This window comes from Paenibacillus sp. PAMC 26794 (assembly GCF_000316035.1).
In the GTDB taxonomy this organism is placed as follows: domain Bacteria; phylum Bacillota; class Bacilli; order Paenibacillales; family Paenibacillaceae; genus Paenibacillus.
On the sequence record NZ_ANHX01000055.1, the window covers coordinates 143,698 to 170,508 of the forward strand.

Genomic DNA, 26,811 nt, shown 5'->3' on the forward strand with positions numbered 1-26,811 from the left:
CCCCCGTTAGATAATCTTTAGAAAGGCTGATTAAAGAGGATAGTATACGTGATGAGCAAGTGAAAGTGATTTTGAAGAAGAATAAGTTCATAACGATGGACAAGGTGAATTTGCACTGAAAGAGTTGTTTGCAGAGATGCTGCAATTCATGCTGGAGGTGGATTATGACACGGTTCAGGACATAAAAAGCTTGACGCGAAGAGTACAACGACGGAAATACTTGAGGGTTCCCTCGTCAACATCGCAAAGCCTAAAGAAAAAAGCATTTTCCCAAGCAATGAAGCGTTGCTGAAAATGCTCTACAAAACTACGATGAATGTCACTCGTAAATGGACAGTGCGTGTACAAAACCGGGACTAAGTACACCATCAACTCTCCATTTTCTTCCTCGACGGGATTGAACTATATTGCGTAAAGTTTTGCTTGGTAGCGTTTACACCAGTAGATTTACAGCACCAAGCGCTCGATATATTTAATATAATTACAAATATACCAATTGTCAACAGTTTTGAAAAAGCCCGTTGATGCCCTCTGGAATTCCATTCGTCATCTGGTTGTTTCTCTCATTTGCGATTGTTTCAAAATGTGTATGGAGAATACGCCCAATACAATAAACATTGTCAGAATGCTTCATAACCACAATGTCGAAGTGTTTTCGTCTAGGGACTGTTAAGCTTACGAGGAAACAGACGAGCGGAGATATTGATAAGGAGATATTTAACGCATGCTGTGGGGCTGTCAAGAACGAACGTCAATCATTTAAGGAGAACGGCTCGACTTCAAACTGGAATCGCTCATGAACACGATACAGAATCACGTGTATCAGCGTCCAAAGCTGAGTTAATGAAGTTTGCCTCGCTTTGACGTCCAATCGAAATCAGTTATAACTCTAGCACATGGGTAAACACGGTTTCCAGTAACCTCTTTCATCCGTTCGGAAAGAAAGAGGTTACTGGTACGAAAGTCTGGCTGTTGGCCAGCGGCGAGCCACATGAAGATGATATTTTCACGAACCGCCCTACAAGGCTTCTCTACCCACATTTGGCTACAAGCGTGATGATAAGAAGCTTCTACTTGATGAGATCTATGCCCCTATAGTTCAAGAAATTTCACCTCTATCTGTATTAGGATTAGGGTGTGTACAAAATCAGTAATTACTTCATTATTACAGGTACAAAAAAAGACACGGAAGAACAACTCCGTGCCTATATAAAGCAATTATCCCGCTTCACCGAACTTCAAATTGAAGGTCAACAAGTCTTTAAGCAGGCACTTCAAAGACTTATTCAAAAAAATGAAGTTATTAAAGACGGTTCAATCAAAGCCATACATTACATATTTCCCGTCCTCAATCCATAAGGAAGTTGGAACAACGAGAGGCGTAGGAATTAATCCTGCCCCTTCCATTTTAACATCGCCACCGATTCCACATGCACCGTATGCGGGAACATATCCACCGGCGTTACCTCCACGGTGCGATAGCCGCCATCTTCCAACACACGAAGATCACGTGCCAGCGTACTCGGATTACAACTCACGTAAACCACGCGTTCCGGCTTCATCTCCAGGATGGTATCGAGCAAACGCGGGTCGCAGCCTTTTCGTGGTGGGTCGACAACGATGACGTCAGCTTCGATGCCTTGTTCTTTCCAGCGCGGGATGACGTCCTCAGAGGCACCAACTTCGAACTTGACGTTGCGCATCTCGTTCAATAGAGCATTGCTACGCGCATCCTCAATCGCTTCGGGCACAATCTCTACCCCGTACACCTGATCTGCATGCTGTGCCAGGAAAAGAGAGATCGTTCCGATGCCGCAATAGGCATCAATTACCGTCTCTTTACCGCTCAGTCCTGCGTACTCTACGGTCTTCCCATACAGCACTTCCGTCTGCACTGGATTCACCTGATAGAACGAACGCGCCGAGATCGCAAACTGCACATCACCGATATAATCATAAATTACATCACGGCCCCACAGGACGCGGGTCTCATCGCCAAAGATGACGTTGGTCTGTTTCTTGTTCACGTTCTGGCAGATGCTTGCCACATGCGGAATCGCTTCACGGATACTGCCAATCCATTCGTCTTTGTACGGAATGTCTCGACCATTGGTGACCAGAACAAGCATCATCTCGCCTGTACGGAATGCCTTCTTGACGACAACGTGACGCAGCAAGCCACGACCTGTCTCTTCGTTATATGCGCTAATTCCAAAATGACTGCCGATCTCCTTAACCTTCGCGACCACTTCGTCATTGTGTTCATGCTGAATGAGGCAGCTCTCCATATCGATGATGCGATGGCTTCCTTTAGCGTAAAAACCACCTACCAGACCACCCTCAGTAGCTCCAATCGGCACCTGTGCCTTGTTCCGATATCGCCACGGCTCGTCCATACCCATCGTAGGGAGTACACGAATGCTCTTCTCCGTATCCTCTTCGTTCATGACACCTTCGAGACGAAGTCGAATACGATTGCTGCCATTCATTTGTACTTCAGATGGAGCCAGTTCAGTCGTCTGATTCGCATCACCAACTGAAGCGTCATCCTGCACGCGCTGTTCGGCGCCCTCTTTATCATCCTGCGCATTGGATGCCAACGTCTCCGCATCCTCCACCATCACATTCAACTTGCCAATCCGCTGCAAATTATCTACGACCAACTGGCGTTTCCACGCAAGCTGCCCGGCATAGCTCATATGCTGGATCTGGCAACCGCCGCACTGATCGTAGATCGGGCATGGCGCGGACACACGATCCGGGCTTGCTTTCACGATCTCCAGCAGTTTGGCGTAGCCATACTGCTTCTTGGTTTTCATCACGCGTACACGTACTGTTTCACCTGGAAGCGCACCCTGCACAAAGAGCGTGTATCCATTCGCACGACCTACACCCTCACCGTCATGATTCATGCCAATGATGTCGATGACGGTCTCTTCATTTTTGCTAACGGGCAGACCTTCGATTGGTGCAGATTCACGCGCTCTCCCCTTTGGACGAACGGCAGAAAGAGATGCGCCTTGTGGCCGCACCTCTTTTCCCTGCTGACGTGTAGATGGACGAGATGATTGACTTGGCTGACGGGACGCTGAAGCGTTCCCTTGCCCCTGAGAGGCAGCCGAATTCCGGCGGTTTTTTCCACGACCGCTGCGGTTCGTATTAGACAACGTACATTCACTTCTTTCTTCTTATATAGTACCCTGCCTATGCAGGCGAGGGAGAAATCTCTATTTTTCATTTTGTTCCCGATTCTAACGAACCTGGCACACCTTATTCACATCAAAAATAACGTTCCGAATTTCTAATGAACTTCAGAAACGTTATATCAAGTTCGGATGGTGTTTCCCGACCTTTTTCGGTCATTTTCTCCAAAATAACGATACTGAGATTCGTTAGATTCGCAACTTCGGCGATTTCGCCACATTAAGGCTTTCTGAGTTCGTTAGCCGCCAGCCGGCACTCGACCAAACTGTTACATTCAGCAAGATGTACCACATCGCAGTGCCATCGAACTAGACCAACACTTTTAACTTTCACTGTTCAATACTTCACTGTTCGCTGTTCACGTTCACTCAATCACCACAATGTGCCCTGTATCAGCTCAACGCATGGTGACCACATGAGATTATACGCGATCCCACCGTACACAGCAACTGGAAAATACACTTCCATCACGCCTTACGGCAGAGCTGGATCCAACTCTCCTCACCACTTGTGCGATGCTGTGCAACCACTACTTAGGCATCGTTAACTTTAACGCAAGCGACCACATTCTCCGCCAAGTTTAACGATACAACATCAGATGATGACGCAGATTCGTAAATGTAGCTGGCAATGTGCCGCCCAACTCTCCATCGAGGTTCAGTTGCACATAACCTGGCGACGTAACTTCCATATGACTCGTCTGGAAATGAACCACTTTTTTGTCGTTCAGATGCTCCCCACGCAGCGCGAGCGTTACGAGGCGGATCATATCAGCCAGATTACATTTGCGGACACCGATCACATCGAACAGACCATCATCAATGGTTGCACCTGGAGCCAGCTTCTCGAAACCACCGACCGAATTGGTATTGGCGATGAGGAATAACATGAATTCATCATGGATCTCTTCCTGACCGTCGGCACGAATAATCAGCTCCTGAGGAGACAGGCTCGCCATTTTCTCAATACCCTTCATATAATAGGCCAGTTGCCCAATCATCGTTTTCAGACGACTCGGCACTTCATAGGTCAATTCAGTTAATGAGCCGCCGCCGGCGATGTTGATAAAATATTTATCATTCGCTTTGCCCAGATCGAGCGGACGAAGCTGCTGGTTAATGACCAGATCCACGTAATCTTCCCACTGTCTCGGAATGCCGAGTGCACGTGCAAAATCATTCGTTGTTCCCAAAGGAAACACACCCAGCGGAGGACGGTTCTCCCGCTCAGCCATACCGTTAATAACCTCGTACAACGTGCCATCGCCACCAGCAGCAATAATCATGTCATATCCGCGCTCAATCGCAAGTTCAGCTTCCCGGGTTGCGTCTCCTTCACCCGTTGTTGCGTGACATGAAGCTTCAATACCACCTTGATCCAAACGCTGCAAAATATCAGCCAGACGTTTCTTCATTTCTTCCCGGCCTGAGGTCGGATTATATATTAAGCGAGCTTTTTTCATCTCATACGCCACCTATTCCACATTATCCATGAGTCTAAACGACCTCATATTCTTACGTTGCATCAGTCCACAAAAGGGAATATTTTTTACACAATAATGAACTTGCGTTAATGTTGCTCTAATCTTTCGTCTTACCTATATCTATGCATCAGGAATTCCGTCTCATGCCAAAGCCTTTAACTCCTATCATATCATCAAATGTAAAGATGTCCTAGCCTGTAATGTATAAGTATATTTTAACATAACCGTGCCCACTAATCTGCCTATTACCCAATAAACCTCACGCACCGCTCCTGAATCTTCCCCACTACCTTTTATGTAAAATAGTCTCATTAATCAACCATTCTGCCCGCTTGGACAGGAATTAGTCTTCAATTTCGATGATCTTCATCTGATTATGACATAGATATGCTACAAATTTACAAATCTTAAGATGAAAAGATAAATAACATAAACCTTTTTCCAATATAGTTTTAGTGAACCCTCAACTTAGCACCACATCATACCCTTGAAGGAGAAGTGTAAATGAAAAAAATCGTGTTAATGCTCCTGGTCTTTCTTATGGCATGTATTCCTTGGGTCACCGTTGTTGAAGCGGCAGAAATCAATCATGATCAGGTTGTCGGATTCCAGGAAGTCTCACCAGTCACCGTAATGCAACAAGCAGCCAAACGTTTTCAGCCATTTTTGAAGGTCTATCATGGTTGTGTGCCTTTTCCCGCAGTGGATCAACAGGGCAATACCAGTGCTGGCTTGAATACATCCGGGTCATCGAATGGAAACTGTAGCTCAAGTACAGGACAGATCTACTCCCGTTCCGCCTGGCACAATGGGGTGTGGGCCATCATGTATTCGTGGTATTTCCCCAAAGACTCTCCTTCTTCCGGACTCGGCCATCGTCATGACTGGGAAGGAATCGTCGTGTGGGTAGATAATCCGGCAGCAGCCAATCCCCAAATTCTCTCCATTGCGTATTCCGGTCACGGCCAGTTCACCAACGTCACACCGAGCAATACCAATACACAAGGTAACCATCCGTTGATTTCCTATAATAGTACCTGGCCGCTGAACCATGAGCTTGGCGTTACTAATGCTGTTGGCGGAACTCAGCCTTTAATCGGATGGGACGATCTGACTTCTGCGGCACGAAATGCACTCAACACGACAAACTTCGGTAGCGCCAACGTGCCTTTCAACGATAACAATTTTACCAACAATTTAAATAAGGCCTGGTTCAGATAAAAAAATCCCCTTCAAGTGGCAGCTCACTTGAGGGGGATTTCGTTATGAAGTTATCGTAGTATCCCGGATACCTGTATCACTTCTTCAGCCAACCTCAAAATCCGATTTTTCTGCCTGCACGCAGCTGTTTGTACCAGAAATAGACGGTGCAGCCTACACAATAACCCAGCAGCGCCGCGCTTGCAGCCGCGAGAAGCATGACGGAGAATACATAACCTGCGGCTACCCAGCCAAGCGAGAACGAGATGAGTGCCAGAGACAGGAAGAGCACGGCCAGAATATTGTTGAATCGCTGTAGCTCCACCGCCTGCGTCTCTGTACCTTTACCAGTCAACACAGCTTTCCCAATCTGCACAAACAGATTAAGCTTGCCACTGGAAGCCAGACCAACCACCTGAATGACCCACAGCGCTCCCAGAACTACAATTGGATTGAACACAAACGAGAGTAAAACAAATAATACAATACCGACCTGATTTGCTTTCACATAACGCATGGGCACTTCCCGCATCTGTATATCTCCTTATCCCCATTTTATTAGTTGGTTTTATTGTAGTCGGTATTGGGTTAATGAGCAACACTTCATTTTAGGGGAGTAAAATCTCTTTTCAGCACATCCCAATGGGGAGTCGGGGTGCCTGTTATCTTTTTCCAATCGTTAAATGCATTATTTAACGCCTCAATCTCTCCAAAAGAACCCGCGACCAGCTTATGAACCGGAAGCATGCTATAGATCTTCAACAGAAGGTACAACATCCGTTGATGCTTGCGAATCAATCTGCCCTGAATCTCCGGTATAATCGTTATGCCCATAGCTTCAAGAACGCTAAAGCCTTCATCCATCGCCCCAATCATATGTTGGATTTGCTTTCTGTTCCCGTCCAACTTGATCAACTCACGCTCCTCATTAAAGCTCACCGCATTAAGCATCAGAATGGGGATGATATGGCTTTTCAGCCAGGCATCAATATCGCTCAGAACATTTAACTTGTATTTCACATGTTGGAAAGCTTGACCCAGCAAAGGTTTAAAGCCTATTTCACCGTCCAGACTACCGATCACCATTTGTCCGCTGCCTCCACCGACCGATAACATGCGGTCCTTTTCCCGCTTCCCTGCACTCACATGAAATCCAAACGCGACCTGTTTTGCTACCCTGCTGTTTTCCTCCAAAAAGTTCTGCATGCTTCGTGCATCTGCGTTGTTTCCCACAATCACAATATTGCTGCTCTGATTGTCTGCCAGAATAGGTAACACAGAAGGAAAATCATTATATTTCATGACAACAAAAATCAGATCATATTGGTCATCCACTTCCAACGTTCTGGCTACCCGAACCGGATCAACTGTCGTTTTGAATTGAAAAACATGCCGGATGACGATTCCATCCTTCTCCAGCTCCTCTGCCCGCTTCCCTCTAGCCAGAATGGTGACTTCATTGCCGCCGCGCACCAGAACATGCGCCAGTTGACTGCCCAAAATCCCCGCACCATACACTAATATCTTCATTGGTTATCCCTCAATTTCATATTTTATCAATATTCGTTGCTTTATGAACATTTGTTGATAAAATAAGAGTATCAAAGCACCTACTGTGCTTCAATCGTTAAAATATCCGTTTTTGTTGAATAATCAACGAATGATTCCTTATTGTTGAAAACCATCATAGGAGGGGCCATGGACAGACGAGTACTCAAGACACGAAAGGCGATAATTGAAGCTTTTGTGGGGTTACTGGAGGAACAGAATTTCGAGCAAATTACGATAAACGATATTGCTGATCGGGCTAATGTAAACCGAGGAACCATCTATTTGCATTACGCTGACAAGTTCGACCTGTTGGATCAATGCATTGAGACCTATTTGCAGCAGTTGTTGGATGCCTGTATGATCGAAAGCTCTACTACAACACCCGTTACGGCCAAGGATGCGTTGCTCCGAACCTTCTGCTATCTGGAACAACATGCCACAACCTATACCACACTTCTAACCAAAAAAGGTATTCCGGCATTCCGTAGTAAGTTGATGGGATTGTTGGTCCAGGGAGTGGAGGAACAGATGGATGCCTGTGGCATCCAGGAGGGTATGAAAAAAGAGATCACCATACAGTTTCTTGCTTCCGCTGCTGTGGGCCTCCTGGAGTGGTGGATTATGAATTCCATGCCTTATCCGGCCGAGGAGATCGTTGACCAATTAATAGGTTTACTGGAGCTACATCTGCAATTGCACGCACCCATTAATGGATAAACTAATCCTCGTTCAAGTGATCTACAACAAACAAAACCACGTCCTTCGACGTGGTTTGATTGTTTATGAAGCTATGGAGTTCAAATCAATTGATGCGACATCACTGCGAGCGATGTGATCACACACCTATGCCAAAGCGATCACTTCAAGAAGAAGCTTTAACTTCATTACATCTCTCCAGCAAAATCTGGATCTGATGCTCCAACCACTGCCCAAGCAATGGATGTGGCAACAGTGTCTCACCGCTGTACACATAGTTCAGTTCCTGTAGCCGATCCGGAATCACCTTCCTCGTGAAATAACCGGCACTCAAAAACAGCGGCGCCACAATGACTCGGTTCCCCCGCTCTTCGCTCCAGTACTTCACTTTGTCGTACACACTCTCTGGATTCAGCAATGCATAATCCGTATGGGCTACACCACTAACTTCCTGCACACGCTCTGCAAGGGAAGAAATTCCGGCTTCCCAACGCTCGCGAAAACCATCATGAATACTCCCATGGCCTACCAGCAGAATCGTTTCCTTCTCTGGTTGCTGAGACAACAATCGGACTTTGTCCCACACCATCACGGCAATATCCGGATCGTTATCCACCGGATAACCGAAGTGAACCCGAGCCTTCACATCGAACGGTTCCAGATCCGTTTCGCGATCAGGTGTTTCCTTTGCACCAATGGCATATTCAATTTCATCCACATGTGTACTCCCGGACGAAACAAATAGAGGCACGACCAGAATATCGGTTACGCCTTGTGCTTCCAGTCGGTCGATACCGTCCTGGATCAGGCGTCCTTCCACAAGTTCAAGAAAACCGGCTTCAACCGGTAATGGAATAGGCAGATTCAACCGGGAGATCGCGTCATCGACGGATTCCACCCAGGTCTGCTCCTGTGAACCGTGACTGATGATGAGTACACCCGGCTTCTTCATGTTAGCGTCCCAGGCGTTCCAGCGTCATTTTATAACCATCATTGCCGTAATTCAGGCAGCGTTTCACACGTGAAATTGTAGCTGTACTCGCACCTGTCTCTGCTTCAATCTGGTTATACGTATTGCCTTTACCCAACATACGAGCCACTTCCAGCCGCTGGGACATGGATTGGATCTCGTTTACGGTGCAGAGGTCATCAAAGAAAACATAACACTCTTCAATATCTTTTAGCGTCAAAATAGCCTCGAATAGTTGTTCAATGCTTTTATCATTTAGCTTTTTCAGCTGCATTTCATCATCATCCCCTAGCGGTTACTGTGTACCTACATTGTACTCACCCTGAGTTGGTATTTCAAGCGTTACCGATTTCACGCACTACAGAATAAAAATACATGTTATCGCTTACAAATGGTACTATTGTCCTCCCCTCGCGTACATCGGGCGAATTTACCGTGCTATTTCCCAGTTTTCACCTGTATATATCCGATTACATATGTTGGATTTCAATCCTCCTAAATGTTACAATTTTGTGTCCAAACTGCATTTTACTCTTCGGGAACCTGCCATCATACATGCGCCCAAATCCGCAAATATCCCGTTTTCCGGGATACCCGCCTACGCCGTCTCTCCGCGAATGACATACAGTATAACAAAAGGGAGTTCCACAAGGGTCTATGATGTACATCTGTCATGCAACTCATGGAACGCAATTCCGAAATCCAACATAGAAGGAACGTGATCGTTCATGCCACAGCATTATTATCACCGCCAGCCAGCACAAGGGCACCGTCCGTCTTCTCATGCTCATCGGCAGGCACATACTTCTGCCTATATGCCGCCCGGTGTGGTTCCGCGGTCTTTGAATGAAACTCAGATTCAACCGATGTACCCTGGAGTAGAGCCCCATTACCCGGGCTTTGGTGAAGTCGAAGCATCTGCAATCGTACCCTATGGGCAAGGTATAGCTGGCGGGAACTTATATGGAGGTGCAGCTCAGGTTGTTGCCCCTGTTCCGCTACAGGCGCCTGCTACTGGCAGTTCCGGCTTTTCATTAGCCAACATCGGTGAGTTAAAAGGAATGATCGACCGCTTCGGCGGTATTGATGGAATCATGAGTGGAATAGGCAAAATGCAGAAGGTCGTCGGTGGTATCCAGCAGATGGCTCCGATGATGAAGCTCGTTATGGGCATACTGCCTTTTGGAAAAGGAAAAACGGATAGCAGCGCGGCCGATGCAGACTATGAAGAATATAAGCCGTCCCGGAGACGCAAAAACAAACGTCGGAACAAAACAACGAATGTTCCACGTCGCCGCAATACAACTCCAGTCCGCCGCAAATCCAATACCACGAAGCGCCGTCCCAAAAGTCGCAAAGGTTAAAAAAATCCAGGCATCCCCTTACAGAAGGCGGGTGCCTTAACACCGTTCATCCGTATACGAATAAATTTCAGGAACTTACGTTCTTATTTCTGTAATTTGAGGTATACTTGATAGTAACTAAAGGAGGCGGACCATGGAACTTTTCAAAGACAAATACACTCCCGCATTAATCGATCGGACCGGCGAACAGTTGCGTCAATTCTACCCAAAGCTGAATACACAGCAATTTCATGAATTGGTTTTCGCTGAGGGCTGGGAACAGTTGGAATTCAAAGCGCGTATTCGCCGAATCACACTGGCCTTGACTGCAGTACTGCCGGACAATTATGAGGAAGCATTACATATTATCGAACAAGCCGCACCAACGATGAGAGGTGTTGAATATCTGTTTGTACCGGATTTTATCGAAGTGAACGGACTTGACCCGGAGGATTACGAGTTATCCATGAAGTATCTGACCCTCTTCACACCTTATTCCAGCTCTGAGTTCGCGGTACGCCCGTTTATTGAACAGTATCCAATCCAAACGATGAAACATATGATGGCGTGGGCAGAGAGCAACAAAGAGCATATCCGCAGACTTGCCAGTGAAGGCAGCCGGCCACGTTTACCATGGGGTACCAAACTCCAGAACTTTATCACTGATCCAACACCCGTACTTCCGATTCTGCATGCATTGAAACAGGACGAGTCCCTCTATGTTCGCAAGAGTGTCGCCAATCATCTGAATGACATCTCCAAGGACCACCCTGAACTGGTGATGGATCTAGCCACGACCTGGTATGGACAACATGTACACACAGACTGGATTGTCCGGCATGCCAGCAGGTCATTACTGAAGAAAGGACATCGCAAAGCACTCAGTCTTTTTGGTTATAACGAGCAGGATTCGATTCACATTGAGCAGCTTCAGCTTGTCCAGGATACGATTAGCATTGGCGAGGATCTTCATTTTTCGTTTGATGTCGTTAATGAGAGCGGCGAGTCACAGATGCTGCGAATTGAGTATGAGATGGGTTATATGAAGGCAAACGGCAAGCAGGCCCCCAAACGGTTCAAATGCTCCGATAAAATGTACCCGATAGGCAGAACCAAGGTAGCCACTAAACAATCGTTCAAAATCATTACAACGAGAACATATTACGCCGGCCTCCATACGCTAACGATTGTAGTTAATGGTAAAGAGGCAGCAACGACTTCTTTTGTTCTTGAAATGGAGTAAAAGAAAGTCATCGTAAATTATACACAGCTTATTCCGGCAGATAAGTTATTCACATGTGGATAGATTATTTCTAGCACATCTACAGAAGAATCAGAAACGCCACCTGGACAATTTTATCTCCCGACAGTTATCCCTGCCCGAGATCCTTGTCCAGTGGCCTTTTTTCATGAAGGAGCGAAGCATTTGCCCTAAAGCTTTCTAAAAGAATGCTACATTCAAATTCGTAAGGTGTACCCATTATTCACTTAAACCATCCCCGCTTCACAAACCAGGCCACCATACTACCGCCAAGCACAAACATTAACAGCAGCACCGCCCCATACCCAAACTTCCATTGAAGCTCAGGCATATAGGCAAAGTTCATGCCATAAATACCCGCAATCAGCGTGAGCGGCATAAATACAGTCGTAATCACCGTGAGTGTCTTCATAATCTGATTCATCCGGTTGGAGTTCAGGGAAATATAACTGTCACGCAGGTCAGCGGTCATCTCCCGATCGGCTTCAATCATGTCCGTCAGCTTCAATAAATGGTCATAGATATCGGTAAAATAAGCCGTATGTTCCCCTGTTCGCTGCACATGCTGGGAGTTGACCACCCGATAGAGCAGATCCCGCATCGGTACAACCGTTCTTCTGAGCTTCAGCAATCGCGTACGCAAGTCAAACACCTGGTTCATCAAGTCTTCAACCGACTCTTGTCCACCCCGGTTCTCCAGTTCAGCCAGTTCATCCTCAATGGCAAATAAAGACGGAAAATAGTGATCGACCAGCTTGTCCATCACCGTATAGGCTGCTGCCACCGGACCTCGCGCCCAGATGGTACGTTCATGTGCATGGTGCAATAACCGTTCCCAAGCTTCATCCACTTCCTCCAATACACCATGATGAAAGGACACCAGGAAGTTTGATCCGAGAAACAAGTCAACCTCCTCGGCTTCCAGTGTGGACGGGTTCAATGCATGCAACACGAGAAACTGCAGATTATCATAATAATCAAGCTTGGGCCGCTGCAACACATGCAGACAGTCCTCAATAGCTAATGGGTGAAAATGAAAATATGTATCCAGCAAACGGCTTTCCTCTTCCGTTGGCTGGTTAAAATCGGCCCATACCCAGGCGTAATCGTTCAGATCCAGCTGTGTAAGTGGTACGTTAACGGTGACTTGATGATCCCGAGTGATGGCGAGTGTACGAATCATAAATTATACCACGTCCTTGTCTTGTATCTTTACGTTATTGTACACAGTTACCTTCAATCTCGACAACAAAAAAAGCCAACCCTGTTGGCTTCTCTCATTTCCCTATCCACAGTTTCCTGTATCCACAGGAATATCTTCTTTTGGTTTATCATTCCACGGATGGCTATCCACATATCCAGCCTGTCCACACGTTCATGCACAGGCGTCTCTTGATTTTGGTTGTATAATTGTCCACATATCCCGATATTCACAACGTTATAAACAGATGGTCTGGTAACCCCGAATCGTTCAGGATAACTTCTCTCTTTAGAAAATAATCCAGTACAACAATCCTGCCAGTCCCGCAGAAATCGGAATCGTAATGAACCACGTAATAATGATACGTCCAGCAAGTCCCCATTTCACAGCAGAGAAACGTTTTGCGGAACCCACACCCAGAATAGCCGATGTGATCGCGTGCGTTGTACTAACCGGGAGATGAAGCAACGTTGCTGTGAAAATAACGGAAGCGGCTGAAATATCTGCGGCAAATCCGTTGATCGGTTCAATTTTAAAGATTTTGGTACCCATCGTTTTGATGATTTTCCAACCACCGATGGATGTACCCAGAGCCATCGCTGTTGCCGCTGAAATTTTAACCCACAGCGGAACATCCAGATTATCCTGCACACCTGCTGCAACCAGAGCAAAAGTAATAATACCCATTGCTTTCTGTGCATCATTCGTACCATGTGTGAATGCTTGCAGTGCTGCTGTGAAAATCTGTACCGTACGGAAACCTTTGTTCACGTTATGCGGACTGCGTTTGGCAAAGATGTATTTGAGAATCGTCATGACCACATAACCGATGGCAAATGCGATCAGAGGTGATAATAGCAAACCTATGACGATATCAGTGAATCCGCTCCACTTCACTTTGTCAGCACCTGCGCCAACAAGCACGGCACCTGCAAGGGCTCCGATAAGAGCATGTGATGAAGAAGACGGAATACCAAACCACCATGTAACCAGGTTCCAGATAATCGCTGCGATCAAAGTGACTATGACGACCTCTATCCCGTTATCCAGCGTGGTGGGGTCGGTCACACTCCCCCCAATCGTCTTCGCAACGCCTGTGAACATCATCGCACCGACAAAGTTCATCACCGCTGCCATAAGAATAGCTCGACGTGGCGTCAGCGCTCGGGTTGAGACCGAAGTCGCAATGGCATTGGCCGTGTCGTGAAATCCGTTGATGAAGTCAAACGCCAGTGCAAGGAAGACGACTATACCCAATACCCAAATCGTTGTTTCCATTATTCTCTGGCTCCTTAAGAATTACGCATAATGATAGATTCAAGCACGTTCGCTACGTCTTCACAAGCATCCGTTGTTGTCTCAAGACGTTCGTAAATTTCCTTACGCTTGATCAGTTCAATCGGATCAGACACGGTAGCGAAGAGATGTTTGATACACATACGCAGCACTTCGTCGCCTTGGTTTTCCAGATCATTCAAACGAATGGTGTACTCACGGATCGCGAGCAATTTTTTCTGGGACAGTAAATGGATCGCCTTCTGAATTTCGTAAGCAGATTGACGCAAAATTTCAGCAAACTGTATGACGAACTCATCATCTGGATCTGTCAGTTGGTACATGTAGAAACGGGAAGCTGTTGCTTCAAGTCCGTCCAATACGTCATCAAGTGTTGTTGTCAGCTCCATGATATCATCGCGTTCGATCGGCGTGATAAATGTTTTGTTGAGTTCTGTAATAATCGTGTGCACGTAATCATCACATTTCGACTCGTACTTCTTCATTTCATTAGCGAAAAGAGTCACATCCTGAAGGTTGGAAACATGCTGGGAGAAATAATCTGCCGCTTGAACAACCGTATCTGCCATGTTCTCCAGTGTCTCAAAAAATATATCCTTCTTCTTCTTAAGCTTCATAGCTCTATCCCCTTTACGAGAAAAATTGCTGATAACCGATGAAACATGAAATGACAACCTTTGATATCTTATCATATTTGTTTCATGGTTTGTACAAAAGGTGTGATCCTTTTTTATATTCTTATCACATGAATCTGAAATGAATCTTAATTATTTGGAATAATGGTAAATTCAAGTCAAGATTTTACACTGCGTTTACAATTCGACATCAAATTTCAAAATCGACACGATTCTACTTTTCACGCTAAGGACAATTATAATGCCTTTTCGACGACAAAATGAATACATGTTTCATTGTTTTCTTTCATTACATCCTTTTATTGCTGCTCAGCCAGCTTCACATGACTGGAAAATTCAGGTTGATTGGGAACAATGCTGATAAAGGTTTTACCCGGCACAAGAGCAACTTCACTGCCACCCTGAACAAACCGTATAATATCCCCCTGTTTCTTCACCCACTGCCCACGAATCATCTTGCCCTTCTGAAACAACATGGCTTCCCCGCCCTGTTCCAAATTAACGGACAACCGACCTACACTATCGAGCACCTTGTGATCTGCACCTGCCACAATGATGTTCGCTGCGCCAAGCGGGTTCCCGTTATCCAGATCCTGATCTGCCTTACCATTCACCATTCTCATATATCGTCCGCTAACTTCATCATAATCATACGTTACCCGATAACTATCCAATAAATAATGGATATCGAATTGCTTCACTGTCTCTCCTGCAGATGTCGCGCCTTCTTCATTATAGATGTATACCGGGGACTTGAAGTCATGGCTATAGCCCTTGATATCTGCCCCTTCTCTCAGCTTGTCCGCTGAAGTATACAGATTATGTGGAGCTTTACGATCAGAGGAACGCCAGAAGTAAGGTCCACCATTCGAGATTTCATCCATATGCTGTTTCTGCTGCCTTTGCAAAATGGAATACGCCTCCGGACTGCCTCCGGCGTGAACAAGGACCCCATCATAACTCTCGCCCAGCTCAATCAGATACGGACGTATACTGCGCACGGGTCCGACCGTCTCCGCACCGCCTTCACTTTGGAAGATGGCTATGAAACGGGTAATGCCTCCCTCAGCGAGAACTTCAAGAATGATATCGGCTGAACTTAGACCCGATTGGGGCCGAGCTGCGGGTGCATTATTAATCATTACGGCGAGTGGTCGACGTGTAATCGCTTCATCTACAGGCAGACCTGTAAGAGGTGCTGTATAGAGAGACGTGTTGGACTCCTCCACGTATTCTTCTTGTACAGGTGCAGGTGTCGGTTCTGGCTGAACTGGCATCTGCGCCACCTCCTGGTTTTGGCAGGCAACAAGACTTAATGAGAGAATAAACAGCGATGCAGCCGAAGCTGCTTTGTTCCAATTAAAAAGCTTCAATATAGGACCTCCTGAACGATATGGCCTGGTTCTAAGTTGTGATATATGTCTCATGTGGGCAACCATTTCACGTATTTCTTTCCATTTAATCACACCCTATCCGATTTGTCTGCGCCCAGAAGGCCTTGATACAGCGTGAAATTTACATTTGAAACAGCATATAGCCAGAAAAATATGTCCTAAATGTGAACTTCTCAAACCTTACTTAAAATTTGAACTAGATTGTGATTTTAATCACAAACAAAACGACTTTTGAACTATACAATAAAGACATCAAAGGTGATCACTTAGAAAAAACAAAAACAACACACACTAGATTCCATGAAGGAGTGGTTCATATGTTCAGCACAAACCAATGGCTTAGAGAAAACAAAGTAGCAATGTGGATTTTGACAGTACTTCGGGTGTATATCGGTTATGATTGGATGACTCACGGATGGAGCAAATTGACTGGCGGATTCGAAGCTGGCGGGTTCCTTGCAGGGGCATTGGAAAAAACAACGGGTGATCATCCAGCAGTTCAAGCATGGTGGGGAACGTTCCTCGAGAAATTCGCAGTACCAAACGCAGGACTGTTCGACTTCGTTATCCCATTGGGTGAATTCCTTGTAGGTTTGGGTCTCATCCTCGGTTGCTTCACTACATTAGCAGCACTGATGGCTATGGTCATGAACTTCGCGTTCCTCTTCTCGGGAACAGTAAGCACGAATGCTCAACTGGTTGTAATGGAAATCTTCCTTGTCGTTGCTGGTGCAAATGCAGGTAAAATTGGGCTGGATCACTGGGTACTGCCTTACCTTCGCGGATTGTTCACTCGTAACAACAAAGGCAATCTTCCTAAAGACACACCAACGATTAGCCCAACTCAAAAAACAGCTTAAGCAATCATTCATAGAATTCTCGGCCCTGCTCCCAATCCCCCTGGAGAGCAGGGCTTTTTACTTTTCAAAAATAGCCTGGATACTCTGCCTGACTTGCTCAGCCACAGAAAATCGTATTATGATGAAATAAAGTTGAATTTCAAAGGAGTACACGATATGCCGACCCAACGACGTCTTGAGACTGATGCGGATTTTCAGGAAGCCATGAATATGAAGTATAAGGTTCGAGTTTTTAAAGATAATCACCAGATTGACTCCGGTGGCATCATTATCCGTTTTGACAGCAACACCGTAGTGGTACAATCCAGTGTCAGTGAGCTCGCTTATCATTCGCGTACAGACTGTGAATTGTTCGAAATCCGCAAATAAAGATCTATTGCATGAATAAGTCCTCGTATTGAAAAAAGGTTACTGTAGCCCTTCAAGGGTGTACAGTAACCTTCTTTTGTTTTGTTTATATATTGTAATTGTATGCATTAATACACGTTATGTTATCCGTACGAAACTGGCTTCAAGCACCATAATCAGGCTGTTGTCTGTTCCAAGTTACACGCCGTCTCCAAACTGCCAGCAGTTCAAACTGAGCGTTCCATAAGGGTAAGACTGGAATAGACGCTTCGCTGATCGGGACATGTCCGCTGTACCCATGGCGTAGAACAAAGGTGCAATGTGTTCTGTACCATACGACGGAACTGCCGTGCGTGCATGAGGGGCTTTTTTCTCATATTGAAACAGTTCTCTTGTGTTCCACTGCTGCAAGCGCTCCCCGATCCAGTTATCAAATTCCACCGCCCACTCTTGCGGTTCATCCGTATTGCCCAGCAATCGCAAATTGTGAACCGTTCCACCGCTGCCAATGATTAACACATCATCATGACGTAGCTGTTCCAGCATTCGGCCAATATCATACTGTTCCTGCGGCGTACGCAGCGAGTCTACAGATACCGCGATCACAGGGATATTAGCCTCGGGATACATATGGAGCAACGGTACCCATACGCCATGATCCAGCCCTCGGCCTCGAATCGGCTGATGTGCCAGATTGCTGCGGGTGAACAAAGCACATATCTCGTTTGCTAAATCCGGTTGCCCAGATGCAGGGTATTCCATCGTATACATCGTAGAAGGAAATCCGTAAAAATCATGCAAGGTCTGATGTGTATCATCCATCGTCACGGACGGTTCAGGACAATCCCAATGCGCCGTAAATACGACAATGGCTTTCGGAGCCGGCAGCCTGTCTCCAAGCTGGTTCAAGAAGTGAGTGTAGTCATTGCTCTCCACCGCCAGAGCGGGAGAACCATGCGCAATGAAAAGTGCGGGTAATGTCATTGCTGCCAACCTCCAGACACGGATAGAATGCTTACTCCTCTATTTTACCCTTAAGAAGGCGCTTTTCCAAGCTGACATCCCCAAACAGTTGTAATCCTGCCACTTATATCATCCAGTGCTGCCAATCCTGCTCGATCTTCTGACGTTCGCCCAGCCACTCTCTGGTACGCGTAATGAGCTGTTCCCGCTCTTTACCAGAAGAGAAGGTGTGATCGCCCTGGAAGATGATCTCCTTGTCACAACGGCCCTCTTGGCGCATCCAGAATACCTTTTGATACAGGAATGCGTAGTCTACAGGAATAATCTCATCTGACGTGCCATGCACGACGAGAACATCACCGCTAAACTTGACTGCTTCCTGGAATGGCTGTTGTTCAGCAAGAGACTCGAAGAACGTCGGTGTGAATTTGTATCCGAGATAATCAGCCGCACCCTGTTTGACCCCTTCGTCGTATACTTCCCGTCCCGTAATCTTCACGATATCATTGAATGGATAACCCACGGAGGACCACATGACCAGGTTCTTGACACGTTTGTCACGTACAGCAGTTAGCAATGCAACGGCACCACCCAGACTATGACCAATCAGCGTAACACGCGTAGGATCTACATCACTGCAATTCACCGCGTAGTCCAGCACCGAACGGGTCTGCAGCACCATAGACTCCAGTCCCTCCGCTCCGTACTCCCCGCTGCTCTCTCCGCAACCGATATAATCGAAACGCAGGACCAGATAACCGTCTTCAGCCAGCTCCCGTGCAGTTTTTACAAACAAACGATCCACGCCGATCCGACTACCAACGAAGCCGTGGCAGATGACTGCCAGAGGTACGCGTTGCTGACTCTTCTCCTCCTTGATATCTTTCACAACCGGATAATGAATCGTGGCTGTTAATTCTTCCTGTCCATGACGGATACTGATCTGACGTTCCATACCGATTTCCCCTTTCCACGCGTAGCCTGTTGAGCTTCATTCATTAAATATATATAATCCTATAAGTTTAGTGTGTATTAAGATGTTATTCATATATTATCATCCCGTACCCTGCAAGTCAACGTAAGCAAGAACCCTTTCTACGTCGACTACCAATCTACATTTTATCGGATAATAAGCGCAAAAAAATGAGCCACGCTGATGACAGCTGGCCCGGATATCATTTGGAATTCAAACCAAGTGCTGCAGGATCGTTATTCGTAGCTTCTACGGAACATCTCGTGGGTCTCCACCCGTCCATTCCACTCATGCTCATGACCCGAATCACTATTGTCCCAGAAACTTCTTCCCTTCAGATTGCCATCTGTCAGTTCTTCTGCATACTCCGCATCCTCAAGGTTCTCCTCAAAGGATACAACCTCGTCCACGACTCCGCGGGAGTTGCTGTTCAGTAGCAGCTTCCGCGTCAATTCTGTTTGTTTATCCATAAACAAGCACACTCCAATCTTGGATTTCTGTTGGAAATGCTACTATTGTGATGGAATCGGCTGCTCTTTATGCATCCTTCACACAATCGTTAGATCTGTGAGGCGTGAGGGTATTTTTTCACATGAACAGGGGAAAATAAACGAACAAACATAGGCAGCATATGCCTCGGAATCCTTCTGCCGAAAGGAATGAATTCATGGAACATCTACTGGAATGGATTCAACATCACGGTAAACTGGTGCTGTTATGCACCTGTGTTATACTGGCCTGTTTATGGATATGGGCCAACCATGAGCAGCTTTTTTATAAGGAATGACTTTGCGAAACGAGAGCCCTTCCCGTATACTAAAATACCGTCAGGGTCTTCAGACAATTGGAAGATCAGAACGTGTGTAGACAGGGGGAGCAATCATTGGGGATTTCCTATAAGAAGCTTAAAGAAATACAGAATCGGCAAATAACTGAGATGAGTCGAATGACACCTGAACATGTGAAACTGTATGACGAGATCAGCACAATTGCGCGTCATGCGCCAGCGGACGAGAGAACACAGGAAGAGTGGATACTCTCCGCAGGAAAAGCAATCGTACAGGCTCAGCGGGATAACAAACCCGCTCGCGAGTTATACGGACCTGATCTGGAACAAGACATCCATGCACAGCTCGGGATAACAAATACAGCACCGGAGAAGACGGCTGCCGTTGAGGTGGGTAAATCCAGCCCAACCCGTGGTAATAGTCCAACAGCTTCATCGAAAAAGAATGCTAACGCTGTAGAACCCCAGCCAACTGAGAATCCAGAACCTGTGAAACGGACACCAAAGTGGTATGCCATGATCGCTTGGGCGGCTTTGTCTTTTGTCATGTTGATTCAAGGATGTGTGGGATTGTTCGTGGGTTGGACTGGTGGAGATACGGAGCCGTTCCAACACATCAGTCTGTTCTCCTTGATCGTTGCGGCAGTTGGCGGTATTGCATTGGTGGAGATGCTTCGCCGCCTTGCTGAGCGACCGGACGATGAAGGAGCGGACAAGAATACCGTACCTAGAGTTAACCTTAAGGGAATCATCATCTACATCGTCATCGTGGTCCTTGTGCTGTTTGTAGGGTATCCATTGCGTGATAAACTTCCGGTATTTGCACTGGCTCCGTGGGTGAGTGCGGTGATCGGAGTTGTAGGGCTTGCAACGTTACGTCCGTTCTTTGGACAAAAGAAAACTGCATAACACGTTATATAATTGATTAAGGGACTTCACGAACTCGTGAGGTCTTTTTCCATTTGGAGCTGGTTCCGATGTTTGATTCCTTTGCCCGGTGTCTCTCCAAACTCCCGCTTGAACATCCGGATGAAATAGTTCACTTCCATGCCTACGGTCTCTGCCGCCTCTCGTACACTTGCTCGTGGATGCTTGTCCAGCCATTCTGAAGCCTTCTGCAAACGTAATCGTTGCATATATTGATGTCCTGTCACGCCATAATGCTGGTGAAATAATCGATTGAGATGCTGCACCGAATAACCAACTGCGTCAGCGATGTGCTTCAATAACAGGTCATCCTGGTAGTGCGTATGCATCAATGCTACTGCTCGGATGAGTGCATCCTTGCTCGGATCGGACTCCCGATTAGAACGTGTTGTAGTGCCGTCCTGTGCCATCGATGATCCAATACCTCCTATGCCGACATCAGATGGAATTTTCGATTGTGCTAGATCCAAAATGAGCTGGTAGATGAGGGTTGATGTGTTCCACATCTTCGTTGCTTCTTGATCCAGCGCATGCCAGAGATTGGTCAACCGCGACCAGATGATGTCAAAACCTGAGATATGGTACGGCTCGCTCTGAAGCAAACCCGCGGATTGTAGTACCGATCCAGCCGATGCACCGCCAATACCAATATAACCCAGTTCTTCTTTGGATTTGGAATGAGGCACATACTCATGCGCAACCTCGGGTTCCACGATGAATAACTGCCCTGCTCCCATCGTCCATGTCCCTTTTCCCGTTATCTTGAACTGCCCTTCACCACCGTGTGACAAAAACAACTGATACACCGGAAATCCATCCGGTCTATGCAGAACTTTCTCTTCCTGCGTGCCCACACAATACAGGTACAGCGGCAACCGGGAATCCGGCAGGCCCGTCAAACGAAATGCAAGCATTCCATCATTCCTTTCGGCTCATAGGCTTCTTCTACATAAGGTGAACTAAAAATATTTACTCTAGCCGCTCCGTTTCATGTGAATGTTTAGTTCAATCTATATAGCCAACTTCCCTTTATTATCCATTATTTATTCCCGATGTAACAATGGTCTTAGGAACCTTTTTGACGACAAGATTTTCAAAAAGCAAGTTTGAAATTCACGCCATACGATCGTTGTTCAAGAAAAAAAACACCCTTTCCGGATGGAAAGGGTGTTCGAGTTTGTTTCAGTGTAAATTTTTACATTCAGCCCTGTGGAGGTGTTTGCCCCTCACTTGAGGCTGGTGGATTGGTAGAAGGCGTCGGCTCCTGTGTTGGCGTAGACTGAGCTTTTTCAAGCTTGAATGTATCCGATGGGCCTGAAAGTGTATGTTTATTCGTTGTTGTATTTGCAGCAACTGAAAGAATATACACCTTGTACTCGCTTCCTTCCACCAGATTGGCCCCAGTTGAATCTTTAGCTGTTGTAGTAGTTAAAGTAACTTCAACGGCTGCAGGATTTCCAATTGGGTAGCTAGTGTTAGAGTTTGCTGTAGTAATATCCAAATTATCTGTTCCTTTAACAATAAAGAGTCGGTATGCAGAAATCCCAGTTTCAGAAGTTGGTTTAGTAAAGCTAAGCTTATAACTCGCTTCGGTTACAGTACTTGTATTTTGAAGGCCTGTTATAGTGGCAGTTTGAACCACATTTGCTTGTGCAAAGATATTAAACTCATTGGAAGCAGAAGACAGATTGGAAACACGTGACGTACTGTCCGAAACAGACAAGACAAACACTCTGTATTTCTGTCCAGCTACAAGGACACTACCATTAATATCTCGATGTCCACCGTTTAGTACTACCGGACTGCCTGCATTGTTTTTGTTGATTTCAATAAAAGAATTAATTCCAAGAGCAGAACTTGTATTGAATCCACTCACTTGGTTAGCAGGCACAATCAGGATACGATAATTGGAGATATTGGTCTCGTTAGTTGCCTTATTGAAGGTTATTGTTACATCCGAAGGCGTTCCAGACTGTCCTTGATCTTTAACGGTTGCATTCACATTACTCGCCACTGCTACAGCGGAATTTGAAGTCAGTGTGATTACACTGGAGGCTGACGATAATGCATTTGCCAAAGATGTATTATTATTCACAGCCATTACATAAACTCGATAGCCTACATCGTTACGGATCGAGTCACCATCCACTGTTCTCGAACCATTAGATAAAGTAATCGTCTGATTATTTCCCGTTCTACTTACATACGTATAATTCGAGCTATTCACCGTGTTGGCTACGTTCAGATTGAAGCTGCCTGCATTTGCATTTTTCACTACAAACACCCGATAATGATTCACATTTGTCTCATCTGCGGATTTAGTGAACGTCACACGCAGATCACGTCCATCTCCAGTATCCCCAATATCAGTTGCAACCACATTGCTCGGAGCCGTTACAGCTGCATTCTGTGCCAACGTAATTTGGGAAGAGTAACCAGACAAAGCATTCTGACTGGAGTTTCCGTTGTTATTCACTGACAGCACGAATACCCGATAAGCAACGTTATTGGTAATGGTATAACCATTGGTATCTACCGCATAGTTTGGAAGCGTAACTGACAGGTTACCACCCGTTTTGTTCACTTGTGTATAGTTGTTCGACGCATTAGCTGCGCTTAGTGTGAAGCTGCCCACATTAGCGGAACGAACTACATATACTCGGTAGGCAGAGATTCTGGACTCATCCGCAGCTTTATTGAACGAAACCCGCAGATCACGCCCATCACCGTAGTCACTAATATCAGCAACAGCCAGGTTGCTAATGACTCCCGCGTTACCGGTCGTTGTCAGTCTCAGCACAGTGGAGGAAGCTGACAGTGCATTGGTGTATCCATTTTGCTGATTGCCCACCGCCATCACAAAAATGCGATAATCTTGCAGATTCGTTACGTTATAACCACTTGTGTCCTTCATGGATGATGGCAATGTCGTTGTAATGTTGTTGCCTGTTTTGTTCACCGTATAGTACAGACTGGAGGACAGATTGCTTGCCGTCGTCAGGTTGAAGTTGCTGGCAACCGAGTTACGCACCACAAAGACGCGATAATTTGCCACCTTGGACTCATCCGATGAACGGTTGAAGCTCACCTGAATGTCACGACCATCTCCATAATCCGAGTTATCTCTCACTTGCGTAATTACCGGAGATGTTGCTGTGTTCACGGACAACGTAAGTGAAGATGATGCTGTGGACAGCTTGCTGTCTGTTGTTGTATTAGTGCTTACCGACAAGATGTAGACCACATACGCTGTGCCGCTTTTAATCATTTCGCCAGACGTATCCCGTGTCGAAGAAGTCAACTGGCTTTTCACTGCGTTATTGTTTCCTTTGTATATGATCGTGGAGTTTGCACTGGACACTTTGTTCGCTGCAGCCAGATTGAATGCAGAAGAGTCCTTCGCTTTAACAACAAAAGCACGATAATACGTAATGTTCGATGTCGTGCTCGGCTGCGTGAAGTTAATCTCCAGATCCCGACCATCGCCATAGTCACTAATATCTGCGGCACGCAGACTTGTAACCGCCTGTACTGTGGATTTCACATTATTGAGCTTCAATGCTTGGGAAGACCAGTTCAATGCATTTTTATAATTATTGCTGCTGTTACCAACAGTCAGTACATACAGACGATACGTTTCATTGCTGTTAAGCAGATCCCCGTTTACGTCACGTGTCTGCGCGTTAAGTGTCAGTTTCGGGTTGCTGCCATTTGGTGTAACAGATGTATAGTTCGCAGAAGGTACGGCAGTTGCTGAGGACTCCGTGAAGCTATTCACATCGCGAGTTTTTACCAGCATAATCCGGTAAGCAGATACCGCCTTCTCTGAAGTTGGACGTGTGAAGCTCACGGTCAGGTCACGACCATCTCCATTACTTCCAGATACCGACCCGTAGATGTTCCATGCAGCATATTGTGTCTCATCCACTGGAGGTGTTGCCGTTGTCTTGATATCTACACGTTGATTACGTGAGTTCCAGAACACTTTCTCTCCAAAAGCTTCACTGACAAAACGAATCGGAACCATCGTGTTGCCCTTAATCGTGTTTGCAGGTACATCCAGCGAGATCGCTTCCCCGTTGATGTATGCCGTTTTGGAACCGAGTGTCAAAGTAACTTCCTGATCGTCGCGCGTTGCAACAATCGTTTTGGTTCTGTTCGTGTACTGGACCTTCGCATCCAATCCTTCAAATATCGACCGAAGCGGAACCAGTACGCGTCCACCTTTCATGACAGGTGCCTGAGCAGATGATAACTCTGCATCATTAATATATATACTGATCCTCGCAGCTGCATCCATAACCGACGTTGGAAGTGCGGACATCAGCATGGCCGATACAGCCAGCGCTGACATTACCTTCTTCACTTGTTTTCCTCCCGCTTTCCTCATATCCCATATCCCCATTCTCGCATTTAGTTAACATCGAAATAGATTCGCTGTTCTTTTCATTAATTCCTGTATTTACCTATGCACAACTAAGACGTTCAGATCAGCTCAAAGGTTTCCAGTTGTACAAAAAATATTTTCTCAGAAATCTCCCTCTATCTTCCACCCTCCAAAAGTTAAAAATAACAGAAGAATTTGTCACTATTCCGCAACCACATCCTTCCCCAATTGGGTTAAGGTATAGTGACTAGTGAACAACGCCTATCATTTTCTCAACTACGGGAGGTTCATATCTATGACATCAATGTTCCAATCTGCCAAACGTAAAGGCATGCGCACCTTCATTACAGCCACCGCCATCCTCATGCTGCTCCAAACGGCTGTCGCTCCCTTATCCGGAGTCGCTGCTGCCGCATCTTCCAGTACAGATACCAAAGTCACAACTGCCAGTTCAACAACGATATATAAAACATTTCTGTCCATGCTCTACAAAAAGAACGGCTTACCTGCCGCGGATACTTATCTCGAATCTCATATCAATCAAGTCACCACTTATCATGCAACTCTGATGGTCTTACAACTGGAGAATGCCCGCAACAAGGCGTTAACAGCCATGACGGACCGTCTACTGGTGCCTAATGTTCAAGACAAGATGATCAAGACTTACAAGTTGAATGATAGCTTCACCAAACTCATGTCCCGCACCAACGACACCAGTCTGCGTGCACTACTTCAACAGGCACGGGATAGCGGTTATCGCCTGGTTATGCTGGAAGGTTCCCTCTATCCGATCATGAATTATATGGCTTTTCAGAAATATATCTCTTACGTGAAACCAGACATCAAACAATACATTAATATCATGGCAGTCGAAACCAGCAACCTTGCCGCCGATGATGGTGCACTGGTCATTGGCTATCAGGAGATACTCAATCGCGCTTTGAATCAGGAACGATTTCTGAACGAATATCCGAAGTCCAATCGGGTACAAGAAGTGAAGAACCTGATGAATAACTATACCTTGTATACGTTTTATGGCCTGAATAATACGCCTTTATTTGACTATGAAACGAACAAAATGACTGCCAATGCCCAGAAAGGTTACAAAGCTGTCTTACAACGTAACTCATCCGAAGACAGTGCCTTCCTGACGAAACTCGAAAAGTTCATGGACATCGTAACCGAAGCTAAATTCGAGAAAACGGCTGCTGTCGAGAAATGGCTGGAACAGAATGTGCCGGTCAGCGAATATGCGAATTATTGAGTTAATCTGTTCCCAAGGTTAAAATTCTGGTTCAAGTTCATGCTAAGTTCCATCCAACATATCACCAT

The 26,811-nt window shown here is 46.0% G+C and carries 23 protein-coding genes; 8 read left to right on the top strand and 15 right to left on the bottom strand.

The features are described from left to right. Positions 1 to 1,388: 1,388 nt before the first annotated feature. Both rlmD and D829_RS0119770 read right to left on the bottom strand, forming a co-directional pair. Positions 1,389 to 3,167 carry a 23S rRNA (uracil(1939)-C(5))-methyltransferase RlmD gene (gene rlmD / locus D829_RS0119765; protein ID WP_017690658.1) on the bottom strand — a complete coding sequence of 593 codons (1,779 nt, stop codon included), beginning with the start codon at positions 3,165 to 3,167 and terminating at the stop codon, positions 1,389 to 1,391. A 617-nt stretch (positions 3,168 to 3,784) separates the two neighbouring features. Next, on the bottom strand, positions 3,785 to 4,666 hold the full coding sequence (locus D829_RS0119770) for a diacylglycerol kinase (RefSeq protein ID WP_017690659.1): 882 nt from the start codon (positions 4,664 to 4,666) through the stop codon (positions 3,785 to 3,787). Between the two features lie 525 nt (positions 4,667 to 5,191). Between D829_RS0119770 and D829_RS0119775 the strand changes: the two genes are divergently transcribed. Next, the gene (locus D829_RS0119775) at positions 5,192 to 5,908 is read left to right on the top strand and encodes an NPP1 family protein (protein WP_017690660.1); all 717 of its coding nucleotides are present in this window, start codon (positions 5,192 to 5,194) and stop codon (positions 5,906 to 5,908) included. 94 nt (positions 5,909 to 6,002) lie between these two features. On the opposite strand, the gene D829_RS0119780 is transcribed toward D829_RS0119775, so the two are convergent. Both D829_RS0119780 and D829_RS0119785 read right to left on the bottom strand, forming a co-directional pair. After that, complete coding sequence (locus D829_RS0119780; RefSeq protein ID WP_017690661.1) at positions 6,003 to 6,419, bottom strand: DUF4395 domain-containing protein; 417 nt, start codon at positions 6,417 to 6,419, stop codon at positions 6,003 to 6,005. 71 nt (positions 6,420 to 6,490) lie between these two features. Beyond that, positions 6,491 to 7,417 carry a 2-dehydropantoate 2-reductase N-terminal domain-containing protein gene (locus D829_RS0119785; protein WP_017690662.1) on the bottom strand — a complete coding sequence of 309 codons (927 nt, stop codon included), beginning with the start codon at positions 7,415 to 7,417 and terminating at the stop codon, positions 6,491 to 6,493. A gap of 168 nt (positions 7,418 to 7,585) precedes the next feature. On the opposite strand from D829_RS0119785, the gene D829_RS0119790 reads away from it, so the two are divergent. Continuing rightward, complete coding sequence (locus D829_RS0119790) at positions 7,586 to 8,155, top strand: TetR/AcrR family transcriptional regulator (protein WP_017690663.1); 570 nt, start codon at positions 7,586 to 7,588, stop codon at positions 8,153 to 8,155. 145 nt (positions 8,156 to 8,300) lie between these two features. Here the strand turns inward: D829_RS0119790 and D829_RS0119795 are convergent, their stop codons facing one another. Both D829_RS0119795 and D829_RS0119800 read right to left on the bottom strand, forming a co-directional pair. Continuing rightward, positions 8,301 to 9,086, bottom strand: coding sequence for a CbiX/SirB N-terminal domain-containing protein (locus D829_RS0119795; protein ID WP_017690664.1), 786 nt, complete (start codon positions 9,084 to 9,086; stop codon positions 8,301 to 8,303). 1 nt (position 9,087) lies between these two features. Then, entirely contained in the window at positions 9,088 to 9,378 is a 291-nt protein-coding gene (locus D829_RS0119800) for a YerC/YecD family TrpR-related protein (RefSeq protein WP_017690665.1), read from the bottom strand. Between the two features lie 454 nt (positions 9,379 to 9,832). On the opposite strand from D829_RS0119800, the gene D829_RS0119805 reads away from it, so the two are divergent. After that, on the top strand, positions 9,833 to 10,468 hold the full coding sequence (locus D829_RS0119805) for a hypothetical protein (protein WP_017690666.1): 636 nt from the start codon (positions 9,833 to 9,835) through the stop codon (positions 10,466 to 10,468). A gap of 133 nt (positions 10,469 to 10,601) precedes the next feature. Then, the gene (locus D829_RS0119810; protein WP_017690667.1) at positions 10,602 to 11,690 is read left to right on the top strand and encodes a DNA alkylation repair protein; all 1,089 of its coding nucleotides are present in this window, start codon (positions 10,602 to 10,604) and stop codon (positions 11,688 to 11,690) included. 241 nt (positions 11,691 to 11,931) lie between these two features. Here the strand turns inward: D829_RS0119810 and corA are convergent, their stop codons facing one another. From corA to D829_RS0119830, 4 genes are all read right to left on the bottom strand, one after another. Continuing rightward, on the bottom strand, positions 11,932 to 12,891 hold the full coding sequence (gene corA / locus D829_RS0119815; protein WP_017690668.1) for a magnesium/cobalt transporter CorA: 960 nt from the start codon (positions 12,889 to 12,891) through the stop codon (positions 11,932 to 11,934). A gap of 306 nt (positions 12,892 to 13,197) precedes the next feature. Continuing rightward, positions 13,198 to 14,187: an inorganic phosphate transporter gene (locus D829_RS0119820; protein WP_017690669.1), complete on the bottom strand. Its 990-nt coding sequence runs from the start codon at positions 14,185 to 14,187 to the stop codon at positions 13,198 to 13,200. A gap of 14 nt (positions 14,188 to 14,201) precedes the next feature. Next, entirely contained in the window at positions 14,202 to 14,822 is a 621-nt protein-coding gene (locus D829_RS0119825; RefSeq protein ID WP_017690670.1) for a DUF47 family protein, read from the bottom strand. Positions 14,823 to 15,139: 317 nt separating this feature from the next. Continuing rightward, positions 15,140 to 16,213: a DUF3048 domain-containing protein gene (locus tag D829_RS0119830; protein WP_017690671.1), complete on the bottom strand. Its 1,074-nt coding sequence runs from the start codon at positions 16,211 to 16,213 to the stop codon at positions 15,140 to 15,142. A gap of 338 nt (positions 16,214 to 16,551) precedes the next feature. On the opposite strand from D829_RS0119830, the gene D829_RS31575 reads away from it, so the two are divergent. Together D829_RS31575 and D829_RS0119840 are read left to right on the top strand one after the other, a co-directional pair. Then, positions 16,552 to 17,094, top strand: coding sequence for a DoxX family protein (locus D829_RS31575; protein ID WP_017690672.1), 543 nt, complete (start codon positions 16,552 to 16,554; stop codon positions 17,092 to 17,094). A 156-nt stretch (positions 17,095 to 17,250) separates the two neighbouring features. Continuing rightward, entirely contained in the window at positions 17,251 to 17,463 is a 213-nt protein-coding gene (locus D829_RS0119840; protein WP_017690673.1) for a hypothetical protein, read from the top strand. A gap of 177 nt (positions 17,464 to 17,640) precedes the next feature. Here D829_RS0119840 and D829_RS0119845 read toward each other — a convergent pair whose 3' ends face one another. The 3 genes from D829_RS0119845 to D829_RS31580 form a co-directional block, all read right to left on the bottom strand. Next, a complete protein-coding gene (locus tag D829_RS0119845; RefSeq protein WP_017690674.1) occupies positions 17,641 to 18,426 on the bottom strand; it encodes a class III extradiol ring-cleavage dioxygenase in 786 nt (261 codons plus the stop codon). Between the two features lie 103 nt (positions 18,427 to 18,529). Next, positions 18,530 to 19,360, bottom strand: coding sequence for an alpha/beta fold hydrolase (locus tag D829_RS0119850; RefSeq protein WP_017690675.1), 831 nt, complete (start codon positions 19,358 to 19,360; stop codon positions 18,530 to 18,532). Positions 19,361 to 19,614: 254 nt separating this feature from the next. Further along, positions 19,615 to 19,848 (bottom strand): hypothetical protein, encoded by a 234-nt coding sequence (locus D829_RS31580; RefSeq protein WP_017690676.1) that lies wholly within the window; start codon positions 19,846 to 19,848, stop codon positions 19,615 to 19,617. A gap of 413 nt (positions 19,849 to 20,261) precedes the next feature. Between D829_RS31580 and D829_RS32595 the strand changes: the two genes are divergently transcribed. Continuing rightward, complete coding sequence (locus tag D829_RS32595; RefSeq protein WP_017690677.1) at positions 20,262 to 21,074, top strand: DUF1129 family protein; 813 nt, start codon at positions 20,262 to 20,264, stop codon at positions 21,072 to 21,074. 26 nt (positions 21,075 to 21,100) lie between these two features. Here the strand turns inward: D829_RS32595 and D829_RS32600 are convergent, their stop codons facing one another. Together D829_RS32600 and D829_RS31590 are read right to left on the bottom strand one after the other, a co-directional pair. Further along, positions 21,101 to 22,006, bottom strand: coding sequence for an AraC family transcriptional regulator (locus D829_RS32600; RefSeq protein ID WP_017690678.1), 906 nt, complete (start codon positions 22,004 to 22,006; stop codon positions 21,101 to 21,103). Between the two features lie 287 nt (positions 22,007 to 22,293). Next, positions 22,294 to 25,458, bottom strand: a complete 3,165-nt coding sequence (locus tag D829_RS31590; protein WP_193748490.1) for a copper amine oxidase N-terminal domain-containing protein — start codon at positions 25,456 to 25,458, stop codon at positions 22,294 to 22,296. A 316-nt stretch (positions 25,459 to 25,774) separates the two neighbouring features. Here D829_RS31590 and D829_RS32605 point away from each other — a divergent pair, with 316 nt between their 5' ends. After that, positions 25,775 to 26,743: a hypothetical protein gene (locus D829_RS32605; protein WP_017690680.1), complete on the top strand. Its 969-nt coding sequence runs from the start codon at positions 25,775 to 25,777 to the stop codon at positions 26,741 to 26,743. Positions 26,744 to 26,811: the final 68 nt, after the last annotated feature.